Annotated in this window: 17 protein-coding genes and 1 tRNA gene; 14 read left to right on the forward strand and 4 right to left on the reverse strand. The window is 47.1% G+C overall.

Annotated features, from left to right (window positions below; translation table 11 throughout):
* Nucleotides 1-26 precede the first annotated feature (26 nt).
* The 12 genes from S2091_RS21550 to panB all read left to right on the forward strand — a co-directional run bounded on the left by S2091_RS21550 (nucleotide 27) and on the right by panB (nucleotide 12,920).
* Nucleotides 27-1,106: an AI-2E family transporter gene (locus tag S2091_RS21550; protein WP_105534039.1), complete on the forward strand. Its 1,080-nt coding sequence runs from the start codon at nucleotides 27-29 to the stop codon at nucleotides 1,104-1,106.
* Nucleotides 1,103-1,786, forward strand: a complete 684-nt coding sequence (hda, locus tag S2091_RS21555; protein WP_105534040.1) for a DnaA regulatory inactivator Hda — start codon at nucleotides 1,103-1,105, stop codon at nucleotides 1,784-1,786. Before S2091_RS21550 ends, hda begins: the two co-directional genes overlap by 4 nt.
* Nucleotides 1,783-2,457, forward strand: coding sequence for a histidinol-phosphatase (locus S2091_RS21560; RefSeq protein WP_105534041.1), 675 nt, complete (start codon nucleotides 1,783-1,785; stop codon nucleotides 2,455-2,457). Before hda ends, S2091_RS21560 begins: the two co-directional genes overlap by 4 nt.
* A complete protein-coding gene (pcnB, locus tag S2091_RS21565) occupies nucleotides 2,450-3,880 on the forward strand; it encodes a polynucleotide adenylyltransferase PcnB (RefSeq protein ID WP_105534042.1) in 1,431 nt (476 codons plus the stop codon). The genes S2091_RS21560 and pcnB overlap by 8 nt, the downstream gene beginning before the upstream one ends.
* A 7-nt stretch (nucleotides 3,881-3,887) precedes the next feature.
* Nucleotides 3,888-4,376, forward strand: a complete 489-nt coding sequence (gene folK / locus S2091_RS21570) for a 2-amino-4-hydroxy-6-hydroxymethyldihydropteridine diphosphokinase (RefSeq protein ID WP_105534043.1) — start codon at nucleotides 3,888-3,890, stop codon at nucleotides 4,374-4,376.
* Between the two features lie 165 nt (nucleotides 4,377-4,541).
* Nucleotides 4,542-5,219 carry a GspH/FimT family pseudopilin gene (locus S2091_RS21575; protein ID WP_105534044.1) on the forward strand — a complete coding sequence of 226 codons (678 nt, stop codon included), beginning with the start codon at nucleotides 4,542-4,544 and terminating at the stop codon, nucleotides 5,217-5,219.
* The gene (locus tag S2091_RS21580; protein WP_105534045.1) at nucleotides 5,210-5,794 is read left to right on the forward strand and encodes a prepilin-type N-terminal cleavage/methylation domain-containing protein; all 585 of its coding nucleotides are present in this window, start codon (nucleotides 5,210-5,212) and stop codon (nucleotides 5,792-5,794) included. Before S2091_RS21575 ends, S2091_RS21580 begins: the two co-directional genes overlap by 10 nt.
* Nucleotides 5,791-6,588 carry a PilW family protein gene (locus tag S2091_RS21585; RefSeq protein WP_105534046.1) on the forward strand — a complete coding sequence of 266 codons (798 nt, stop codon included), beginning with the start codon at nucleotides 5,791-5,793 and terminating at the stop codon, nucleotides 6,586-6,588. Before S2091_RS21580 ends, S2091_RS21585 begins: the two co-directional genes overlap by 4 nt.
* Complete coding sequence (locus tag S2091_RS21590) at nucleotides 6,585-7,208, forward strand: pilus assembly PilX family protein (RefSeq protein WP_105534047.1); 624 nt, start codon at nucleotides 6,585-6,587, stop codon at nucleotides 7,206-7,208. Before S2091_RS21585 ends, S2091_RS21590 begins: the two co-directional genes overlap by 4 nt.
* 53 nt (nucleotides 7,209-7,261) lie before the next feature.
* Entirely contained in the window at nucleotides 7,262-11,110 is a 3,849-nt protein-coding gene (locus S2091_RS21595; RefSeq protein WP_105534048.1) for a PilC/PilY family type IV pilus protein, read from the forward strand.
* Nucleotides 11,111-11,163: 53 nt separating this feature from the next.
* Entirely contained in the window at nucleotides 11,164-11,640 is a 477-nt protein-coding gene (locus S2091_RS21600; RefSeq protein WP_105534049.1) for a type IV pilin protein, read from the forward strand.
* 461 nt (nucleotides 11,641-12,101) lie between these two features.
* Nucleotides 12,102-12,920, forward strand: coding sequence for a 3-methyl-2-oxobutanoate hydroxymethyltransferase (panB, locus tag S2091_RS21605; protein ID WP_105534050.1), 819 nt, complete (start codon nucleotides 12,102-12,104; stop codon nucleotides 12,918-12,920).
* A gap of 2 nt (nucleotides 12,921-12,922) precedes the next feature.
* On the opposite strand, the gene can is transcribed toward panB, so the two are convergent.
* On the reverse strand, nucleotides 12,923-13,636 hold the full coding sequence (can, locus tag S2091_RS21610) for a carbonate dehydratase (protein ID WP_105534051.1): 714 nt from the start codon (nucleotides 13,634-13,636) through the stop codon (nucleotides 12,923-12,925).
* 46 nt (nucleotides 13,637-13,682) lie between these two features.
* Between can and S2091_RS21615 the strand changes: the two genes are divergently transcribed.
* Together S2091_RS21615 and recQ are read left to right on the forward strand one after the other, a co-directional pair.
* Nucleotides 13,683-13,946 (forward strand): YkgJ family cysteine cluster protein, encoded by a 264-nt coding sequence (locus S2091_RS21615; protein ID WP_105534052.1) that lies wholly within the window; start codon nucleotides 13,683-13,685, stop codon nucleotides 13,944-13,946.
* A gap of 32 nt (nucleotides 13,947-13,978) precedes the next feature.
* Nucleotides 13,979-15,802, forward strand: a complete 1,824-nt coding sequence (recQ, locus tag S2091_RS21620) for a DNA helicase RecQ (protein WP_105534053.1) — start codon at nucleotides 13,979-13,981, stop codon at nucleotides 15,800-15,802.
* 137 nt (nucleotides 15,803-15,939) lie between these two features.
* Here recQ and S2091_RS21625 read toward each other — a convergent pair whose 3' ends face one another.
* From S2091_RS21625 to S2091_RS21635, 3 genes are all read right to left on the reverse strand, one after another.
* The gene (locus S2091_RS21625) at nucleotides 15,940-16,512 is read right to left on the reverse strand and encodes a transposase (RefSeq protein WP_105534054.1); all 573 of its coding nucleotides are present in this window, start codon (nucleotides 16,510-16,512) and stop codon (nucleotides 15,940-15,942) included.
* Nucleotides 16,513-16,584: 72 nt separating this feature from the next.
* Nucleotides 16,585-17,352, reverse strand: coding sequence for a tRNA (guanosine(46)-N7)-methyltransferase TrmB (trmB, locus tag S2091_RS21630; RefSeq protein WP_105534055.1), 768 nt, complete (start codon nucleotides 17,350-17,352; stop codon nucleotides 16,585-16,587).
* Nucleotides 17,353-17,395: 43 nt separating this feature from the next.
* A tRNA-Gly gene (locus S2091_RS21635) sits at nucleotides 17,396-17,469 on the reverse strand.
* Nucleotides 17,470-17,735: the final 266 nt, after the last annotated feature.

The following is a 17,735-nucleotide window of genomic DNA, read 5'->3' on the forward strand; positions in this document are numbered from 1 at the left end:
TCTCAATAAACCGCTTGTGACCCCCTATGACCATTACTAAAGAACAATTTCAAACTGCTATTTGGGTACTACTAGGTATCGCTTTAGTCCTGTTATTGTTCATGCTCGGCCCAGTACTAATGCCTTTTGTCACAGGTGCGATTTTGGCGTACATACTTAATCCGCTGGTGGATCGCTTGTGCCGTTGCACTATCGGCAAAAGATCCTTAGCGCGCTCAATGGCGGTATTAATTGCCATGGTTGCATTAATTGCCAGCATATTGGCACTGGCATTAATCGTGTTACCGGTAGTTCAAAACGAAATACCTTTACTCCAAGAACAAATTCCACGCTTTCTCGATCAGATGGACGCCATGTTCGCCCCAAAATTGCTTGACTACGGCATACACGTCAAGTTAGACAGTGCGGGAATTAAACAAATGTTGTCAGAACAGTTGGCAGGCAGCGGACAAAAAGTCACTTCCGGCATTTTGGAGTCACTCAAAGTCGGCGGCACCGCCGTTATTGGCCTTGTTGCCAATGTGCTGCTAATTCCCATGGTTTTGTATTATTTGCTACTCGACTGGCACGCGATCCTAAACCGCATGCATCTGTTTATCCCGCGCCGCTGGGTCAATAAAACCACAGACTTAGTGCAAGAAACCGATGACTTATTAGCGCAATATCTGCGCGGCCAATTATTAGTGATGTTTATTCTGGCTGTATACTATTCCAGCGCATTGGCATTGGCCGGTTTTTCAGTCGCTTTGCCGGTCGGTATTTTGACTGGCTTGCTGGTCTTTATTCCCTACATCGGCTTTGGTTTTGGCTTGTGTTTAGCCTTGATAGGCGCAGTATTGCAGCTCGATCCGCTGCACGGCTTACTGATGGTGGCGATTATTTACGGCATTGGTCAAGTCGTGGAAGGCTTTTATTTAACGCCCCGCTTAGTCGGTGAACGGATCGGCTTACCGCCTTTAGCAGTGATTTTTGCGTTACTCGCCTTTGGTCAGTTATTTGGCTTTATCGGCATCCTGCTAGCCTTACCTGCTTCAGCCATTACCTCGGTGGCGCTCAAGCACTTACGCGCCCTTTATTATCGTAGTCGTTTTTATACCGCCTCATGAAGCAATTGCTGTTAGATTTAGCTGCGGAAAACCCGCACACCTTAGATACCTTCGTGGTTGGTCAAAATGCCGAAGCCGCGCATCTCTTGCGCCTGTTCGCGCAACGTACCCCCAGCACCTACGGTGAACGCGCTGTGTATTTATGGGGTGAAAACGGCGCCGGCAAATCACATTTATTACATGCATTAGCCAACACTCCAGCGGCACGTTACATCCAGGCTACCGCCGTTATTGCTGATTTTGAATACAGCCCCGCAGTTAGCCTGTATTTATTAGATGATTGTCAAAACATCGCCAGCACAAAACAAGTTGCGGCCTTTAATTTATTTAACCAGATCAAAGAACATAACGCGTTTTTTGTGGCCGCAGGATCCTTACCGCCCGCCATTTTAGGTGTGCGTGAAGACTTGCGTACCCGCTTGGGCTGGGGTTTAATTTATCAAATACACGGACTGACCGACGACGATAAAATGGCCGCCTTAGAGCGCGCTGCGAATGCGCGTGGTATTACCATTCCAAGTGGCGTGTTACTTTATTTGATTACCCACTATCGGCGCGACATGCCTTCGCTTTCCAAAATGTTAGATACCCTGATTAATTTTTCATTGGAAAGCAAACGCCCGATCACCTTGCCGATTTTGCGCGAAGTGATGCAGCAACAGGACGGCTATTCGCTATGAACCCTGCCAACATCGCCATTTTTGATCTGGACCACACGCTGTTACCGATCGATTCGGATTACGAGTGGGGCCGATTTTTATGCCGGATCGGCGCGGTCGACAAAACCTATTTTGAACAACGCAATCACGATTTTTTTGCCCAATACCAGGCCGGCTGTTTAGATGCCAGAGAGTATTTAGAATTTGCCTTGGGTACCTTGGCGCAATTTTCACAAAGCCAACTCACCACGCTACATCAGCAATTTATGACTGAAGTCATCAACCCGCTACTGTTGCCGGCAGCTTATGAATTGTTAGCGCGCCATAAAGATGATTTGATCATCATCATTACCGCGACCAACCGTTTTGTAACCGAACCGATCGCGCACGCGTTAGGCGTACAACATTTAATTGCCGCACAGCCAGAAATTTCCACGGATGGGCGTTTAACAGGTAAACTATGCGGCAATCCGACTTCCGGCGAGGGTAAAGTAGAGCACCTTAACGCTTGGTTAGCCCAGCACAACACAACGTTAAATAGTTTCGAGCGCAGCTACTTTTATAGTGACTCGCACAATGATCTGCCTTTACTTAAGCTTGTCAGTCATCCAGTTGCAACAAACCCAAATGCACAATTATCCGCACACGCACACATACACGGCTGGCCAATTTTGAAGATTTTCAATGATTAAGCAACTAATAAAAAAGATTTTTGGTAGCCCTGAACCAAAGCCAGTCAAACCGGCAGTGGCGAAGCTAAAAACGCTCACCGTGAAACAGCACGGCATTGATCCGGGTTTGGTATCAAGCAATGCAGTACGGGTAACGCACACCTTGCAACAAGCCGGATTTAAAGCCTTTATTGTAGGCGGTGCGGTACGTGATTTACTGTTAGGCGTTAAACCAAAAGATTTTGATATCGCCACCGACGCCACGCCAGAGCAAGTAAAGCGCTTATTCAGACGCGCCTTTATCATCGGCAAACGTTTTCAGATTGTGCATGTGATGTTTGGCTCAGACTTATTAGAAGTCACCACCTTCCGCGGCGCAGCGACCGACGGCGCACCTAAAGATGAATTTGGCCGCGTGTTACGCGACAACACCTTCGGCGAACAACCGGAAGACGCCACCCGCCGCGACTTCACCATCAACGCCATGTATTACGACCCAGCCACCCAAACGGTGCTGGATTACCACGGCGGCATGGCCGATATCCGTAAAAAAACCTTGCGCATCATCGGCCAGCCGGAAGCGCGTTACCGTGAAGACCCAGTGCGGATGTTAAGGGTAGTCCGGTTTGCCGCAAAGCTGCAATTTGATATCGCCCCCACCACCCGCGCACCGATTCCCGTCATGGCGGCATTAATCGACAACGTGCCAACCGCACGCGTGTTTGATGAAATGCTGAAATTACTCACGAGCGGGCACGCACTGGCCTGCTTGCAACAGTTACGCCAGGAAGGCCTGCATCACGGCTTGTTACCACTGCTCGATGTGGTGTTAGAACAGCCATTGGGCGCAAAATTTGTGACCCTGGCACTCAACAATACCGACGAACGGGTAAAACAAGGCAAAACCGTCTCACCGGGATTTTTATTCGCATCCCTGCTCTGGCATCAAGTACTGGCCAAATGGCAAGCTTACGAAGCGGCCGGTGAATTTCCGATTCCAGCCTTGCATTTAGCTGCCGATGATGTTTTGCAAACCCAAACCGATTCATTAGCCTTGCAACGCCGCATCGGCTCCGACATGCGTGATATTTGGGCAATGCAACCGCGATTCGATCGTCGGGTAGGTAAAACACCGTATAAATTAATCGAACATCCGCGCTTTAGGGCTGGCTTGGACTTTTTAGTATTACGCGCAGCTTCCGGTGAAATTGATCAGGAAATAGCTACGTGGTGGACGGAATTTTTAGCTTCGGACAATGTGGGACGTGAAACCTTATTGGCGGCTAAACCACGTAGTACCAAAAAGCCTGCGACTAGCAAGGCGCAAGATAAAGTAGTGAATAAGGCTCCAGCGCCGTCAGATGCCGAGGAAGAAGCCGAAACTAAAGCTGCCGCCCCAAGAAAACGTCGTCGTCGCCCAAAAAAACCAGCGGCGATGGAATAAGTACGTCATGAAACAAGCAGAAGGTATCGCCTATATTGGACTCGGTGCTAATTTAGGCGACCCGCAAGATTCCATTAACGCAGCAATTGTGGCACTCGGCGCACTACCATCGACTCGGCTCACGCAGGCGTCCAGCCTATATACCTCCGCGCCGATGGATGCCGATGGTGATGATTATGTTAACGCCGTAGTTGAGCTACACACGCAACTCAGCCCAACCGAGTTACTTTCCGAGTTACAAAACTTAGAACAGCAATTTGGCCGTATTCGCTCCTATCAAAATGCACCACGTACGCTTGATTTAGATTTACTGCTGTATGAACAGCTCACTATCAACACTGCTACCCTGCAAGTCCCTCATCCCCGCATGACGCAACGCGCCTTCGTAATGGTGCCGTTGCTAGAAATCTCGCCTGAGATCAACATTCCTGACTTCGGTTCGGCACACACTCTATTACCGGCATTGTGCGATCAAGTTATTCAAAAAATTGCTTAAACATTAAAAACAAAACCCTTAAAGCTGAAATTACCAAGACAAGCGGCTAATTTCAGCTGACCAACGGGATATTATGTTTCCTTAGATCAATGTATATTGATGTTAAACGGTAAGTAGAATTACTTATCACCATAACGCATCACATAGACACATCGGGAAACCAACATGTTTTTAATTCAATATCGATCATTTAAGCATTGGTCGTTCACCAAACTTCTCAGACCGGCAAGCCGAGCCGGTGGATTCACTTTGGTCGAATTATTGATCACGATGACGATCGCGGCAATTTTACTGGCAGTTGCTGTTCCCCAATTCAAATCAGCTTTTCAGTCCCAACAAGCATCAACAGAAATAACCAATTTATTAAATGATATGGCATACGCCCGTTCTGAAGCGATTAGAGAGGGCCAATACGTGACTATATGTGCCTTACCAGCTCCCCCCCTCACAACAGGAGTCTCTTGTGGCACTTCTAATAATTGGCAAAATGGGTGGATAATTTATTCAGATTCAGGTACTAGTAGCACAACTACAAATAGTGCCACGCAAACATATGCGGCAAGCACATCTACCCTGCTACGTGTACAAAATGCGTTTACCTCCACTGATACCTTAACAAATTCAACCGGCAGTGCAAACTCATCTGTGCACACAGTTAGTTTTAACCGCGATGGTTTTGTTCCAGGCCTTACGGCAGGTGCCGGGCTATTATTTACGCTAGACAACTCCCCAGTTAATAACAGCGCAACCCGGTGTTTATGGCTAGATGTATCGGGTCGTCAATATATTCAAATCCATAATCAAACAGCCGCCACTGGACAAGGTACTAACACATGTTCATAAAATTACGCTCAACAAAACACCAGCAAGGCTTTAGCCTGCTGGAGGTATTGATTTCAATTCTCATTATTGCCATCGGGCTGCTCGGCCTATCGAAGATGCAAGCCTTATCCATTGCAAACGCCCAAGTATCTGGTGCGCGCGGGTTGGTTGCACTTCAAAGCCTTAGCTTAGCAGCAATAATGCATGGTGACAAAACTTACTGGCAGACAGGCGCAACCGCAACCGCGGCCGCAACCACACCTCCCTGCAATTCAGCATGTTCATTGAGCGGTACGACACTCCCAAGTTCATTTGGCACTGTAGCTTCCAGTGGATGTTCATCAACCACAACAGCTTGCACTCCAATACAAATTGCTGCGTACGATATTACTACCTGGATGGCCCAAATGAACCCACAAGTTCCCGCTTATAAAACCACCATCACCTGTGCTAATACCAATTCCGCCACTGGTACTTTTCCCACCACCTGCATAATTGAAACTACTTGGACAGAAAGACAGTTGGGAATGAATAACAATGCAGTAAATGATAGTTCGAGCACGACACAATCTTATTACTTATACGTACAGCCATGACTAATTTAACCTTTTCGCCACATGCTTCCATGGCACCCGGCTTGCGGAAAAATGGATTTAGCCTGATTGAATTAATGGTGGCAGTGACCATTGGTTTATTCATTACCTTAGGTCTAAGCCAGGTTTTTTTAAGCATGTACAGTACGTCAAAATCACAAAACAGTTTGGCGCAATTTCAAGATAACGAGCGGTTGGCTCTAGTGATGTTAACCAACACGGTGGAATTGGCTGGTTATTTTGCAAGCCCTCTTACTACAACCCTCGCAAGCCTCCAAGCCACTGCATATACCAATACAGATGGTTCCGTATTTTCTAACGGCATAGGTGTTGTCGGCAAGAATACTTATCCGACCACAGGTACTAGTGATTCACTCAATGTGTACTACCAATCCTCTGGAAATGACGGCGTTATTAACTGCCAAGGTCAACCTGCTACCACAGGCACTTCCACTGTCTTTATCAACAGTTTCACAATAAATAGTAAGAATGAATTAGTGTGCGCCGTTACTCCGATTATTAGCGGTACCACTGGTAGCACTACTAGTGCGCTCGTACTTGCCAGCAACGTAGCAAGTATGACCATACTATATGGGGTTGACGTGTTAGGCACGGGAACCACAAGCTCATATTTAACTGCCACAGCTTTAAATAATAGTTCCCCGTCACTTTGGCCCAATGTACGCACCGTACAAATCACCCTTAACTTTTATGTCGCTAATGTATTCAACTTAGCAACCGCGCCCACCACGACGACTGCCTGGGTTCAGACAATTAATATAATGCGTGCATCATGATGAATATCCCACACCACCCTACCCAACAAAATCAACGCGGCGTAGCCTTAATCGCCAGCCTGATTATTATGTTGCTGATGACGATAGTGGCTTTAAGCATATTTCGCGGCAATAATTTGTTTGAAAAAATTGCAGGGAACACGCGTGAAAAACAACGTGCCTTCCAAAGCGCGCAAGACGCCTTGTCCTACGCTGAATGGTGGATAAACTCGACAACAACTCCACCACCTGTCGTTTCTAGCGGCTGCCCAACTAGCGCGCCTTCGGCTATTACAGTTTGTGGCGGCAACACAAGCTACGACCCCGGCACCTCAGCAAGCACCATTTTAGGTCTACCGCTGTATACAGGCTATACGCCATCTTCCATGACGATCAAAAGCGGAGGGGGAGCACAAACTGGCGGCGATGTAAATTATTCGAAGGCTCCTGGCATTTATATTTATAAAGAACCAAACCCCAGTTCTAACGGCTCGACGGTTTATGAAGTAACAGCAGTGGGCTATGGCGGGGCAAACAGCACAGTGGCCATAGTACAAAGTTATTTTGCTTTTGGAAGCGCGGCAACTTCTGGCGGTACTCCCTCCACTACGCCTACTGCGACTTCATTAAGTGGGCCCTAATTAAGTTGAATCATATTTAGCTGGATCATTAAAATATCAAGGAGTAAAGCAACATGGATAAGAGATCAATTGGGCTGTTGTGTGCCTCATCATTAGCTAGCCTATTACCGTTGTACGCGTTTGCACAGCTAACTGTGACGGAAAATTTCAACACTGGCTCAACAAATCAGACTTGGACAACAACCGGTGGTGCTTGCCTTACAGCTGGCACTTACGTTGCACCATCCGGTTCAACTCCTGCTGCCAACGTAACACCGGCCGGCACAATTCCTGGCTGTGCAACCTCGGGGGGGGCCAGCGATTCTTACTATCTAAACTTAGGCTCCAAACTTATTGGCGGCAACACAGGCAATGCATTACCAGACCCATCTGGCAGAGGGGCTTTACGCCTAACCAACGGTGACACTACCACCGGCTCAAATGGTAATAATGAAACCGGCGCTATTATCAGCACCTCAGCCTTTCCAAGCTCTGAAGGTCTTCAAATTACCTTTAATACGGTGACTTACGGCGGTAATGGCTATAACAATGGCGCTACCAATAGTGGTGCAGATGGTATGGAGTTTTTTTTAGCGGATGCCTCGGTAACAACGCAAATAACTACCACGTCAACATCAACATCTGGCGTCACCACCACGCTAACCAGCTACCCACTCACCATTGGCTCTTTTGGTGGCTCACTAGGGTATGACTGCTCTTCAAGTAAAGGTGGCGGTATGGCGGGCGGCTATATCGGATTGGGTATTGATGAATTCGGTAACTTTGCCAACAATACGGATAATGGTAGTCTCACTGATGCCAATGCATTCAATGTACGCTCACCGAATACAGTTTCATTACGCGGCGCTGGAAATATTACCGCAGCAATGATCAATTCGTTAAATTACAACTCTGCCGCAACAACGAGTGCACCTACATCGACCACTTCGCTGTCATATTCATATACGCCCGTAGTAACAGTAACAGGCTCTGGAAGAAATAGAACGACATCGACGTCGACGACAACGTCGACATCCACCACGGTGCTGACAAGTACTTCCTCAACCTCAACAAATTACGCCACAAACGCAATACTCACCTCGCTATGCGCTAAACCGACCTATACACTCACTGCCACGCCGATTACAGTTACTACAGTAACTAAAACCGTCAATGGTGGCACGCCGTCAACTCTAACGCCTAGCACCACAAGCGCGACATCTACCACGACGACAACTACCGTGATGGATTACCCGATGCTGGCGCACAATGTATTACCTAGTGCTAACTTAATTTATAGCCAGGAAGCAATTAGCAACGCAAGTCGTACCAGTGGCACTCCAATTTCTTATACACTCACCCTGACCAAAACTGGCTTGCTAAGCCTGAGCTATTCGTACAATCAAGGCGTGTATGTACCGGTAATTTCCAATCAAAGTATTACAGGTTCTGGAACAGGCTCGTCTGCAGTAAATAATGGTCCAATCCCAGCCAACTTCTTATATGGTTTCACGGCAGGTACCGGTGGTGGTAGCAACGTGCATGAAATTACCTGTTTTAAAGCTGCACAAATAACTGAATCATCCAGCTCGGCTGCCGGTAACGTGCCGCAGGCTAATAAAGTTGAAAATAATGAAGGAAGTCAAATTTATTTGGCCTCATATAACCCAACCTTCTGGACAGGTTCACTTACTGCCACCCCGCTCACCGTCCTAACCAACGGTAACATCGTTATCGGCGTACCAAGCAGCAATGGATTGATCAACACCAACGCCACATGGGATGCTAGTTGCAAATTGACTGGTACAGCAAATAATTTACCGAATCCAGTTTGCGCTACGACTGGGGGAACCAATACGCCTGAAGCTCCTACCGCCAGAGCTATTGCAACTTGGAACGGTTCGGCGGGGATAGCTTTTACGGGAGCAAATTTAGCCGGATCAACTGCACTCAATGCTGGAGATCCGAGTAACAACCAATTAGGTTCCGCACGCGTCGACTACTTACGTGGCGTCCGAACCAACGAAGCTAACAATACTTTCCGTACCCGTTATAGCGTGCTAGGCGACATTATTAATTCCAGCCCCGTTTCAGTCGGGGGGCCGAGTTCGTCGTTCACCCAAAGCTGGAAAGATTTACTTTATCCATCAGCCACGGCGCCGGAAGGAAGTACTTCTTATGCGACATTTGCATCTAACAATGCAGGCCGCTTAAATGTTGTGTACATCGGTGCTAATGACGGTATGTTGCACGGTTTTGAAGCTGGTCAATCGACAAGTAGTTCGACTGGAGGGGTCACAACTACCACATTTAATTCAACCAACAATGATGGGCTGGAAATCATGGCCTATGTCCCTAGTTTGGCTCTTAGTACCATTCACTCCACTACTAATTCACTAGATTACTCAGGTCTTACCTACGCACACAATGCGTTTGTTGATGCAACTCCAGGTACAGGAGATTTATTTTATGGTGGTGCATGGCATACATGGTTAGTCGGTGGTTTAGGCGATGGCGGTAATGCTGGCGGCATTATTGCCGGCCCAACAGTGACTGCGGCCGGTAATGTTTTTGCGCTAGATATCACTAGCCCAAGCTCATCACTGACAGATGCTAGCGTTGCAAGCTTGGTGATGGGTGACTGGACAAACAGCAATATAACTTGCGTTGGCAACCCAACCTGTGGAAAAAATATGGGTGGCATCTACGGCACCCCAATCATCCGCCGCTTACATGATGGCAACTGGGCTGCAATTTTTGGTAATGGGCTAAATAGCAGTTCTGGGACTGCGGGAATTTTCGTCATGGAAATTGCCCAAGCCAATGGCGCAGTTTCTTTCTACTATATCGATACTGGCACGTCAGCCAGTTCTGATCCAACCGGAAAAAATACTAAAAACGGCATTGCCTATGTTACTGCCGCGGACTTAGATGGTGATCATATTACCGATTATGTCTACGCAGGCGATGCATTAGGCAATGTATGGCGCTTTGATTTAACCAGCAATAATGCCACGACTTGGACTTCAGCCACACCATTTAAACTGTTTACAGCGTCAACGGCCTCAGCACTACAACCTATTTCCACTGCCGTAACCGCTTCCGTTATTAACACGAATAACACCAACCGAATTATGATTGATTTTGGGACGGGTCAACAACTCCCTCAAACCTTAAGTAGCGCTGCAACTTATGCTACCCAGACTCAAAATTTATATGGTATCTGGGACTGGAATTTGGGAACCTGGAATAACAACAGTGCTGTGCAATATTTGACGGGGACCAATTTATCGATCACAACGTCTACCTTAACGCAGCAAGTTCTTTCTTCTGTCACGCTCTCAAACCCAACAGCCAATACCAGCGGGAGCACCAAGGCATATACCGCCACGAACAACCTTGTTTGCTGGCCTGGAGCTGCGAACTGCGCTCCCACCACCAACGCCACACCTAACCCTAGTTATGGCTGGCAGCTTTCTTTACCGAACAGCACTGAACAAATCATCTATAACCCAACGGTATACTCTAGTATTTTTTGGGTAAACAGCATCATCCCGGCACAAGCGGATGCGTTCGCTTGTACCATTACTGCAGCGTCCGGTTACAGTTATGGCATTAGCATTGCTACTGGTGGAGCAACTGCTGGCATATTTAACAGCGCCATTGGTAACACGAATACTACAGACGCTAACGTTGTTGGATTATCACTGAACGGTGTGGGTACAGTTCAATTAATGCAGTCCACAGGAACCGTGACATCAGCGGCTGGTGTTACCACAACAGTCAACGTCACCACATTAGGCACTGCACTAGCGGGCGGCGGCGGGAAAACGGTAGTAGTTAATCCACCACCACCTAACCCTGGAGGCGGTTCTGGCAATGGCAGCCCTACTGGTCGTATTAGCTGGCTAGAAATTCGCTGATATTCCATAATTAACCAACCGTGAACCATCTCAATAATTAACCAAAAGCCATCATGAAATATTTATCAAAATTAAAGTTTTCAGACCATGTAGGTAAAGACCGGCAAGCAGGCTTTACCTTAATTGAACTAATGGTGGTTATCGTGATTATCGGTATTTTAGTAGCAGTTGCGGTGCCTGCTTATAACACTAGCGTGCAAAAGTCACACCGAACGGATGCCAAAACAGCGTTATTAGATTTAGCGAGCCGCGAAGAAAAATTTTATAGCCTGAATAATGAATACAGCCAGACTGCATCCGATTTGTATGGTTCTAGTGTCACGGCTTTTCCAAAAGCTCAATCTGGCACCACTGCTTATTATTCGCTTAGCGTAACGGCAACAACTACAACCTTTAAAGCGATAGCATCAATCATCACCACTACCCAACAAAATGGTGATCCATGCGGAGATTTCACCATCAGCAATACTGGAGTTACTGCTAACCAAGATGCTAGCGAAAATGCAATTACTGGACTTAGCTGTTGGTAGTTGATCCAGTTGTTATTTATTAATAGTTATTATTTTTTCTGGTTCACGTTAACATAATGTCCTCAGTTCGTTTACTTCCCAGTTCATACTGGGGAGTAAATTCTTTTCTTGGCAGATCTTGCCCATTTCAGCAACAGCGAAAATTCCCAAAATCCAACTCAGCATACCAAAGCATTTTTTTTCAAAAATGCACTAAGTTTCATTAAGACACTTCATTATTAAAATCTACAGTCAAAAAACAACTATTTAACGGCAGGTAAAGCCATTGGATACATTAATTTTTTTGAAAAGTATATGGGATATATAAAATGCCGATATTCAATTTTCAACCCAAATTAAACAAAATTTTTCCAGAGCCATTACACTAGCCGTGTTTTAAGTTTTGGCGCGCAGATTTTCACCATATCCACGCCACTTCAGCTAAAGTTAATCATCTTAAAAACCGACTTCGGAGTATTACCATGGCCAGCTATTTACAAGATTCCAACCGCAAACTAGTCACTGTTCCCAGCTTAGGCGCGCTGAAAGCGCAAGCGGAAAAGATCACCATGCTGACCTGTTATGACGCCAGCTTTGCCGCGCTGATGGATCGCTGTGGGGTCGATATTTTGTTGATCGGCGATTCACTCGGCATGGTTTGCCAGGGCCACAATTCCACATTACCGGTCAGTATGGCCGACATGGTGTATCACACTGCCAGCGTGGCACGTGGCAACCAGCGTTGTTTAGTCGTTGCCGACATGCCGTTCGGCAGTTATTCCACACCCGAATCCGCTATGCACAACGCCGTGCAATTAATACAGGCCGGTGCGCAAATGGTGAAATTAGAAGGCGGCGCCTGGCTGGCACCGACGATTCAATTTTTAACGGAACGATCAGTATCAGTCTGCGCGCACTTAGGTTTAACGCCGCAATCGGTACACCAGATGGGCGGCTATAAAGTACAGGGGAAAACCACGGAAGCTGCCGACATATTAATAAAAGATGCGCTGGCAGTACAAGCAGCGGGCGCTAGCTTGCTGGTGTTGGAAGCGATTCCTAAAGAGCTCGGCCAGCAAGTGACCGAGCTCTTGGCAATTCCCACCATCGGTATCGGCGCAGGTGTTGATTGCTCTGGCCAAGTATTAGTGATGCATGATTTGCTAGGCGTTTTTCCCGGCAAAAAAGCGCGTTTTGTTAAAAACTTTATGGACGGCCAAACCAATATTGATGATGCGATCAAAGCTTATGTGGCGGCGGTAAAAGACGGTAGCTTCCCCGCGCCGGAACACTGTTTTTAAAGTCAGATTTGAGCTGGTGGTTTTTTAACAAACTGCGGCTTTTCATAAACGGATAAACTTTGTGCCAAATTAGCAGTCAGCATTTCCGGGCTGCTAATACTCATCCCCAAATCCCCTAGCAAACCGTCTTGCAACCCATAGACCCAACCGTGAATAGTAAGCTCTTGCTGTCGCTCCCACGCATCATTAACAATGGTGGTCTGGCATAAATTAACCACTTGCTCAATCACATTTAATTCACATAAGCGATTTTGTCTGACGTGATCTGATAACGCCTCGCCCAAATAACGCTCATGTTTTTGATGCACATCCTGCACATGCCGCAACCAGTTATCGGCCAAACCGATGCGCCGGCGTTTTAACGCCGCATCTACGCCGGAACAGCCATAGTGACCACACACAATCACATGCTTTACTTTCAGAACATCCACCGCAAATTGCAATACCGACAAACAATTTAAATCCGAATGCACCACCACATTCGCGATATTCCGGTGTACAAACAACTCGCCCGGCAATAAACCTAATAATTCATTGGCTGGCACACGGCTATCTGAACAACCTATCCACAGATATTCCGGCGTTTGCTGCGCTGCCAATGTCGCAAAAAAATCCGCATCTTGTGCGGTAATTTTGGCAGCCCAATCGCGATTATTTTGAAATAACTGCTCTGGCGTCAATCCACGCCCAGTCTTGGCTAATTTTGAACTAGTCATCGCACTCCTTAGCTTGAAAGAATAGCCGCTATTGTATACTAGAGTGATGAATCTAATACCCTGTCGCAACAACTGTGGTGCTTGTTGCATCGCTCCCTCCATCTCCTCCCCCATCCCCGGCATGCCAAATGGCAAGCCAGCCGGCGTACGCTGCATACAACTAGGCGAGGACATGCGCTGCGGCATATTCACCAGCCCGGAAAGACCGGCTTGCTGCGGAGGCTTACAGCCGTCTCTGGAAATGTGCGGTAATTCTAAACAAGAGGCGATTATGTGGCTGTCTGAGTTAGAATTGGCAACCCGACCCTAGGCCGTGAATTAAATAGATAAAGATTGGCAAGAATGAAACAAGCAGCACTCGCATTACTTCAGAGCGTTTTTGGTTACCCCGCATTTCGTGGTTCTCAAGCAGAAATTATTGACCATGTAGTCGGCGGTGGCGACGCGCTGGTGTTAATGCCAACTGGCGGCGGAAAATCCCTCTGCTATCAACTGCCCGCCATGCTCAGAAACGGCGTAGGCATCGTTGTTTCCCCCTTGATCGCATTAATGCAAGATCAGGTCGATGCACTGGCTGAAGTCGGCGTGCGTGCCGCATTTATCAATTCAACTCAAACCTTTCAGCAAGCTTTGGCGATAGAACAAAAAATGCGCAAGGGCGAATTGGATTTGGTGTATGTAGCACCGGAGCGCCTGCTGACCCAACGCTGTTTAGAATTACTCGAAGTTTGCCCGATCTCTTTATTTGCCATTGATGAGGCGCACTGCGTTTCCCAATGGGGCCATGATTTCAGGCCGGAATACATCAAATTATCGGTTCTGCACGAACGCTTTCCCAACATCCCGCGAATCGCCTTAACTGCGACCGCAGACCAGGCAACCCGAGCTGAAATTATCAGCCGTTTGCAGCTAGAAAATGCGCTCCAGTTTGTTTCTTCTTTTGACCGCCCCAACATACGCTACCGGATCGTAGAAAAAGCCAGCGGGAGGCAACAATTGCTTGATTTTTTACAAGCAGAGCATGTGCAAGATGCCGGCATTGTGTATTGCCTGTCGCGTAAAAAAGTGGAAGAAACCGCTGAATTTTTAAATCAGCACGGAATCACCGCTCTTCCCTATCACGCTGGTTTAGATTTAAAAATCCGCACCCAAAACCAGGCACGGTTTTTACGCGAAGAAAGCATCGTCATGGTGGCCACAATCGCCTTCGGCATGGGCATCGACAAACCCGATGTGCGCTTTGTAGCTCATCTCGACCTACCAAAAAGTATTGAAGGTTATTACCAGGAAACCGGGCGTGCGGGACGCGACGGCGGCGCAGCCAATGCATGGATGGCCTACGGCTTGCAAGATGTAGTGCAACAACGCCGCATGATCGACGAATCGGAAGCCGATGAAAACTACAAACGCCTACAAAGCAGCAAGCTCGACGCGATGCTGGCACTCTGCGAAACCATCCACTGCCGACGCCGTCATTTACTCAGTTATTTTGACCAAAACGACAGCGGAGCAAATCCACAATGTGGCAATTGCGATGTCTGCATTAACCCACCCATCGCCTTCGATGCCAGCGTAGTTACTCAGCAATTACTGTCCGCGATTTACCGCGTAGACCAACGCTTTGCCGCCGGCCATGTGATCGACGTATTACGCGGCATGGACAGCGAGCGCATCCAGCAATGGCGCCATAATCAGCTCTCCACTTACGGCATAGGATCTGAACGCAGCGAAGCCGAATGGCGCGCCATTTTGCGCCAAGCGATTGCGCAAGGCTACGTCAGCGTAGACTATGAATCGTATAATTCGTTAAAACTAACCGAGACCGCACGCGCCGTATTAAAAGGCGAGCAATCGGTGCAAATGCGCCGTTACGAAAAACCGCAAAAAGCATCCAAACAAAAACGCAGCACCAGCAAAGGCTACAACGAAACCGATCTATCACCCGAAGGCCAGCAAGTCTTTGAAAAATTACGCAGCTGGCGTATGGAAACCGCCCGCCTGCACAACGTGCCCGCCTACGTTATTTTCCACGACAGCACTCTACGCGACATCGCCAAAGCAAACCCAAGCTCATTAGCTGATTTACGCGGTGTGAGTGGCGTGGGTGAGAAAAAATTAGCGACGTATGGTGAGCAGATTGTGGAGTTGGTTACGGCGTTGGGGTAAATGAACAACATAAAATCCGAATACCAATTCTGTAGGGGCTCCCCTTGTGGGTGCCCTTGGTTAAATATTCTAGATGTAATACCAAGGGACTCCACAAGGGATACTCCTACAATTTAGGCTAGGCTATTCAATTTAAATCAAAGCACACAATAAATATCGTCCAGCCATCTTTGCGGATTTGTTTGAATATATTCGGCAATACTCAAATACGACTTCTCATTACGAATCACGTGTTCGTAAAAATTGCGTTGCCAAATTTTTTTATTAAATTTCGGCCATCCATTATCACGAACACCTTGCACATAATCATTGGTAGTTAATGATTTGAACGCACCAACAATTTGACCTATCGTTACTACAGGGGCACTCGTTGATACTGGTGGCTCACTATTCTCGGTGCTAATACCAAGGGCACCCACAAGGGATGCCCCTACAATTTTAACCATCGGATTAATTTGAAGAATTCCATGCAGATGATTGGGCATCACAATAAATTCATGTAATTCAATTTTCGGATAGCGCAAAGGTAATTCCATCCAACGTTTTGCGATCATTTCTCCCGCACCATTCAAACTCATTTGATCATCAGCGATCTGCCCAAATAAAGGAATTCGCCTATCAGAGCAAATGGTAATGAAATACAGACCTGGTAAAGAATAATCGTAGTCTTTTAAACGAAGAGATTGTCGGCTAGGCAGATTCGGCTTCATAATTTTTCCAATACATACTTTTGCACTGGATATTATAGAAGCGAATAAAGGTAACTTCGAACTTAGAAAATCCTACTTCTTAACAAACACCAAATCCCAAACCCCATGCCCCAACTTCAACCCACGATTCTCAAACTTAGTCACCGGCCGATAAGCCGGACGCGGCGCAAAACCTTCCGCACTATTTTGCAAAGCAGATTCAGCGCCCAACACCTCTAACATCTGATCAGCGTATTCTTCCCAGTCAGTCGCACAATGCAAATACCCACCAACCGCCAAACGAGAAGTGATTAACCGCACCATCGCCGGTTGAATCAAGCGCCGCTTGTTATGCCGCGCCTTATGCCAAGGATCAGGAAAAAACACATGCACGCCAGCCAGAGAATTCGGCTTAATCATGTGCGTCAATACTTCAAACGCATCGTGTTGAATTATTCGCTGATTGCTTAACTGCTGTTCACCAATCAACTTCAATAAACTCCCCACGCCCGGAGTATGAACTTCCACACCGATAAAATTCTTATCCGGCATGCTGCCAGAAATCGTCGCACTAGTTTCACCCATGCCAAAACCAATTTCAAAAATAGTCGGCGCGCTACGTCCAAAAGTAAGTTCCACATCCAGTTCAGCCTTTTGATAAGGCACACAAAACTCAGGGCCCAACAATTCCAATGCGCGCGCCTGCCCGCTAGAAACACGCCCGGCACGCGTCACAAAACTACGAATACGATGTTCGCTCGGATCATAAAACATCGACTTGGAGGTAGCTAAATTGGTAGCTTCTTCGGTAGGTTCGACTGAGTCTAACGATTCAGGTAAATGAGGATTTTTGGATGACATACGGTGACTTTGCGGAGGAACTTATAGTGGAATAACGAAAACATGGAGCGGGTGAAGGGAATCGAACCCTCGTCGTAAGCTTGGGAAGCTTCTGCTCTACCATTGAGCTACACCCGCGAAACCGCAATTTTACGCGGGTTTCACGTGTTTTGACAAACTTGGGTTGTGGCCGCTGTAGTAGGAAATGTGATGGCCGTTATTTTCTTGCTGTGGTGGCATTGAATCTTAAAGTCTGTATTTTAGTTTTTAAAGTCCTTCAGTAGTGTCCCAACGTTCTCACGCCAGGAGCTTGTAAGTTAATGATTTACTTGCATAAAACGACGAATTTGTTTGGTCTCGATTTGAACGTCGAGGCGCAAAATAGGCGCTTTTTGCGGATTTCC

Origin of the sequence: Solimicrobium silvestre, assembly GCF_002976435.1 — a bacterium.
Lineage (GTDB): Bacteria > Pseudomonadota > Gammaproteobacteria > Burkholderiales > Burkholderiaceae_D > Solimicrobium > Solimicrobium silvestre.

Excerpts from the sequence above, each read along its gene's own strand:
- S2091_RS21550 (WP_105534039.1), top strand. The coding sequence starts at position 27 with ATGACCATTACTAAAGAACAATTTCAAACTGCTATTTGGGTACTACTA.
- hda (WP_105534040.1), top strand. The coding sequence starts at position 1,103 with ATGAAGCAATTGCTGTTAGATTTAGCTGCGGAAAACCCGCACACCTTA.
- S2091_RS21560 (WP_105534041.1), top strand. The coding sequence starts at position 1,783 with ATGAACCCTGCCAACATCGCCATTTTTGATCTGGACCACACGCTGTTA.
- pcnB (WP_105534042.1), top strand. The coding sequence starts at position 2,450 with ATGATTAAGCAACTAATAAAAAAGATTTTTGGTAGCCCTGAACCAAAG.
- folK (WP_105534043.1), top strand. The coding sequence starts at position 3,888 with ATGAAACAAGCAGAAGGTATCGCCTATATTGGACTCGGTGCTAATTTA.
- S2091_RS21575 (WP_105534044.1), top strand. The coding sequence starts at position 4,542 with ATGTTTTTAATTCAATATCGATCATTTAAGCATTGGTCGTTCACCAAA.
- S2091_RS21580 (WP_105534045.1), top strand. The coding sequence starts at position 5,210 with ATGTTCATAAAATTACGCTCAACAAAACACCAGCAAGGCTTTAGCCTG.
- S2091_RS21585 (WP_105534046.1), top strand. The coding sequence starts at position 5,791 with ATGACTAATTTAACCTTTTCGCCACATGCTTCCATGGCACCCGGCTTG.
- S2091_RS21590 (WP_105534047.1), top strand. The coding sequence starts at position 6,585 with ATGATGAATATCCCACACCACCCTACCCAACAAAATCAACGCGGCGTA.
- S2091_RS21595 (WP_105534048.1), top strand. The coding sequence starts at position 7,262 with ATGGATAAGAGATCAATTGGGCTGTTGTGTGCCTCATCATTAGCTAGC.
- S2091_RS21600 (WP_105534049.1), top strand. The coding sequence starts at position 11,164 with ATGAAATATTTATCAAAATTAAAGTTTTCAGACCATGTAGGTAAAGAC.
- panB (WP_105534050.1), top strand. The coding sequence starts at position 12,102 with ATGGCCAGCTATTTACAAGATTCCAACCGCAAACTAGTCACTGTTCCC.
- can (WP_105534051.1), bottom strand. The coding sequence starts at position 13,636 with ATGACTAGTTCAAAATTAGCCAAGACTGGGCGTGGATTGACGCCAGAG.
- S2091_RS21615 (WP_105534052.1), top strand. The coding sequence starts at position 13,683 with ATGAATCTAATACCCTGTCGCAACAACTGTGGTGCTTGTTGCATCGCT.
- recQ (WP_105534053.1), top strand. The coding sequence starts at position 13,979 with ATGAAACAAGCAGCACTCGCATTACTTCAGAGCGTTTTTGGTTACCCC.
- S2091_RS21625 (WP_105534054.1), bottom strand. The coding sequence starts at position 16,512 with ATGAAGCCGAATCTGCCTAGCCGACAATCTCTTCGTTTAAAAGACTAC.
- trmB (WP_105534055.1), bottom strand. The coding sequence starts at position 17,352 with ATGTCATCCAAAAATCCTCATTTACCTGAATCGTTAGACTCAGTCGAA.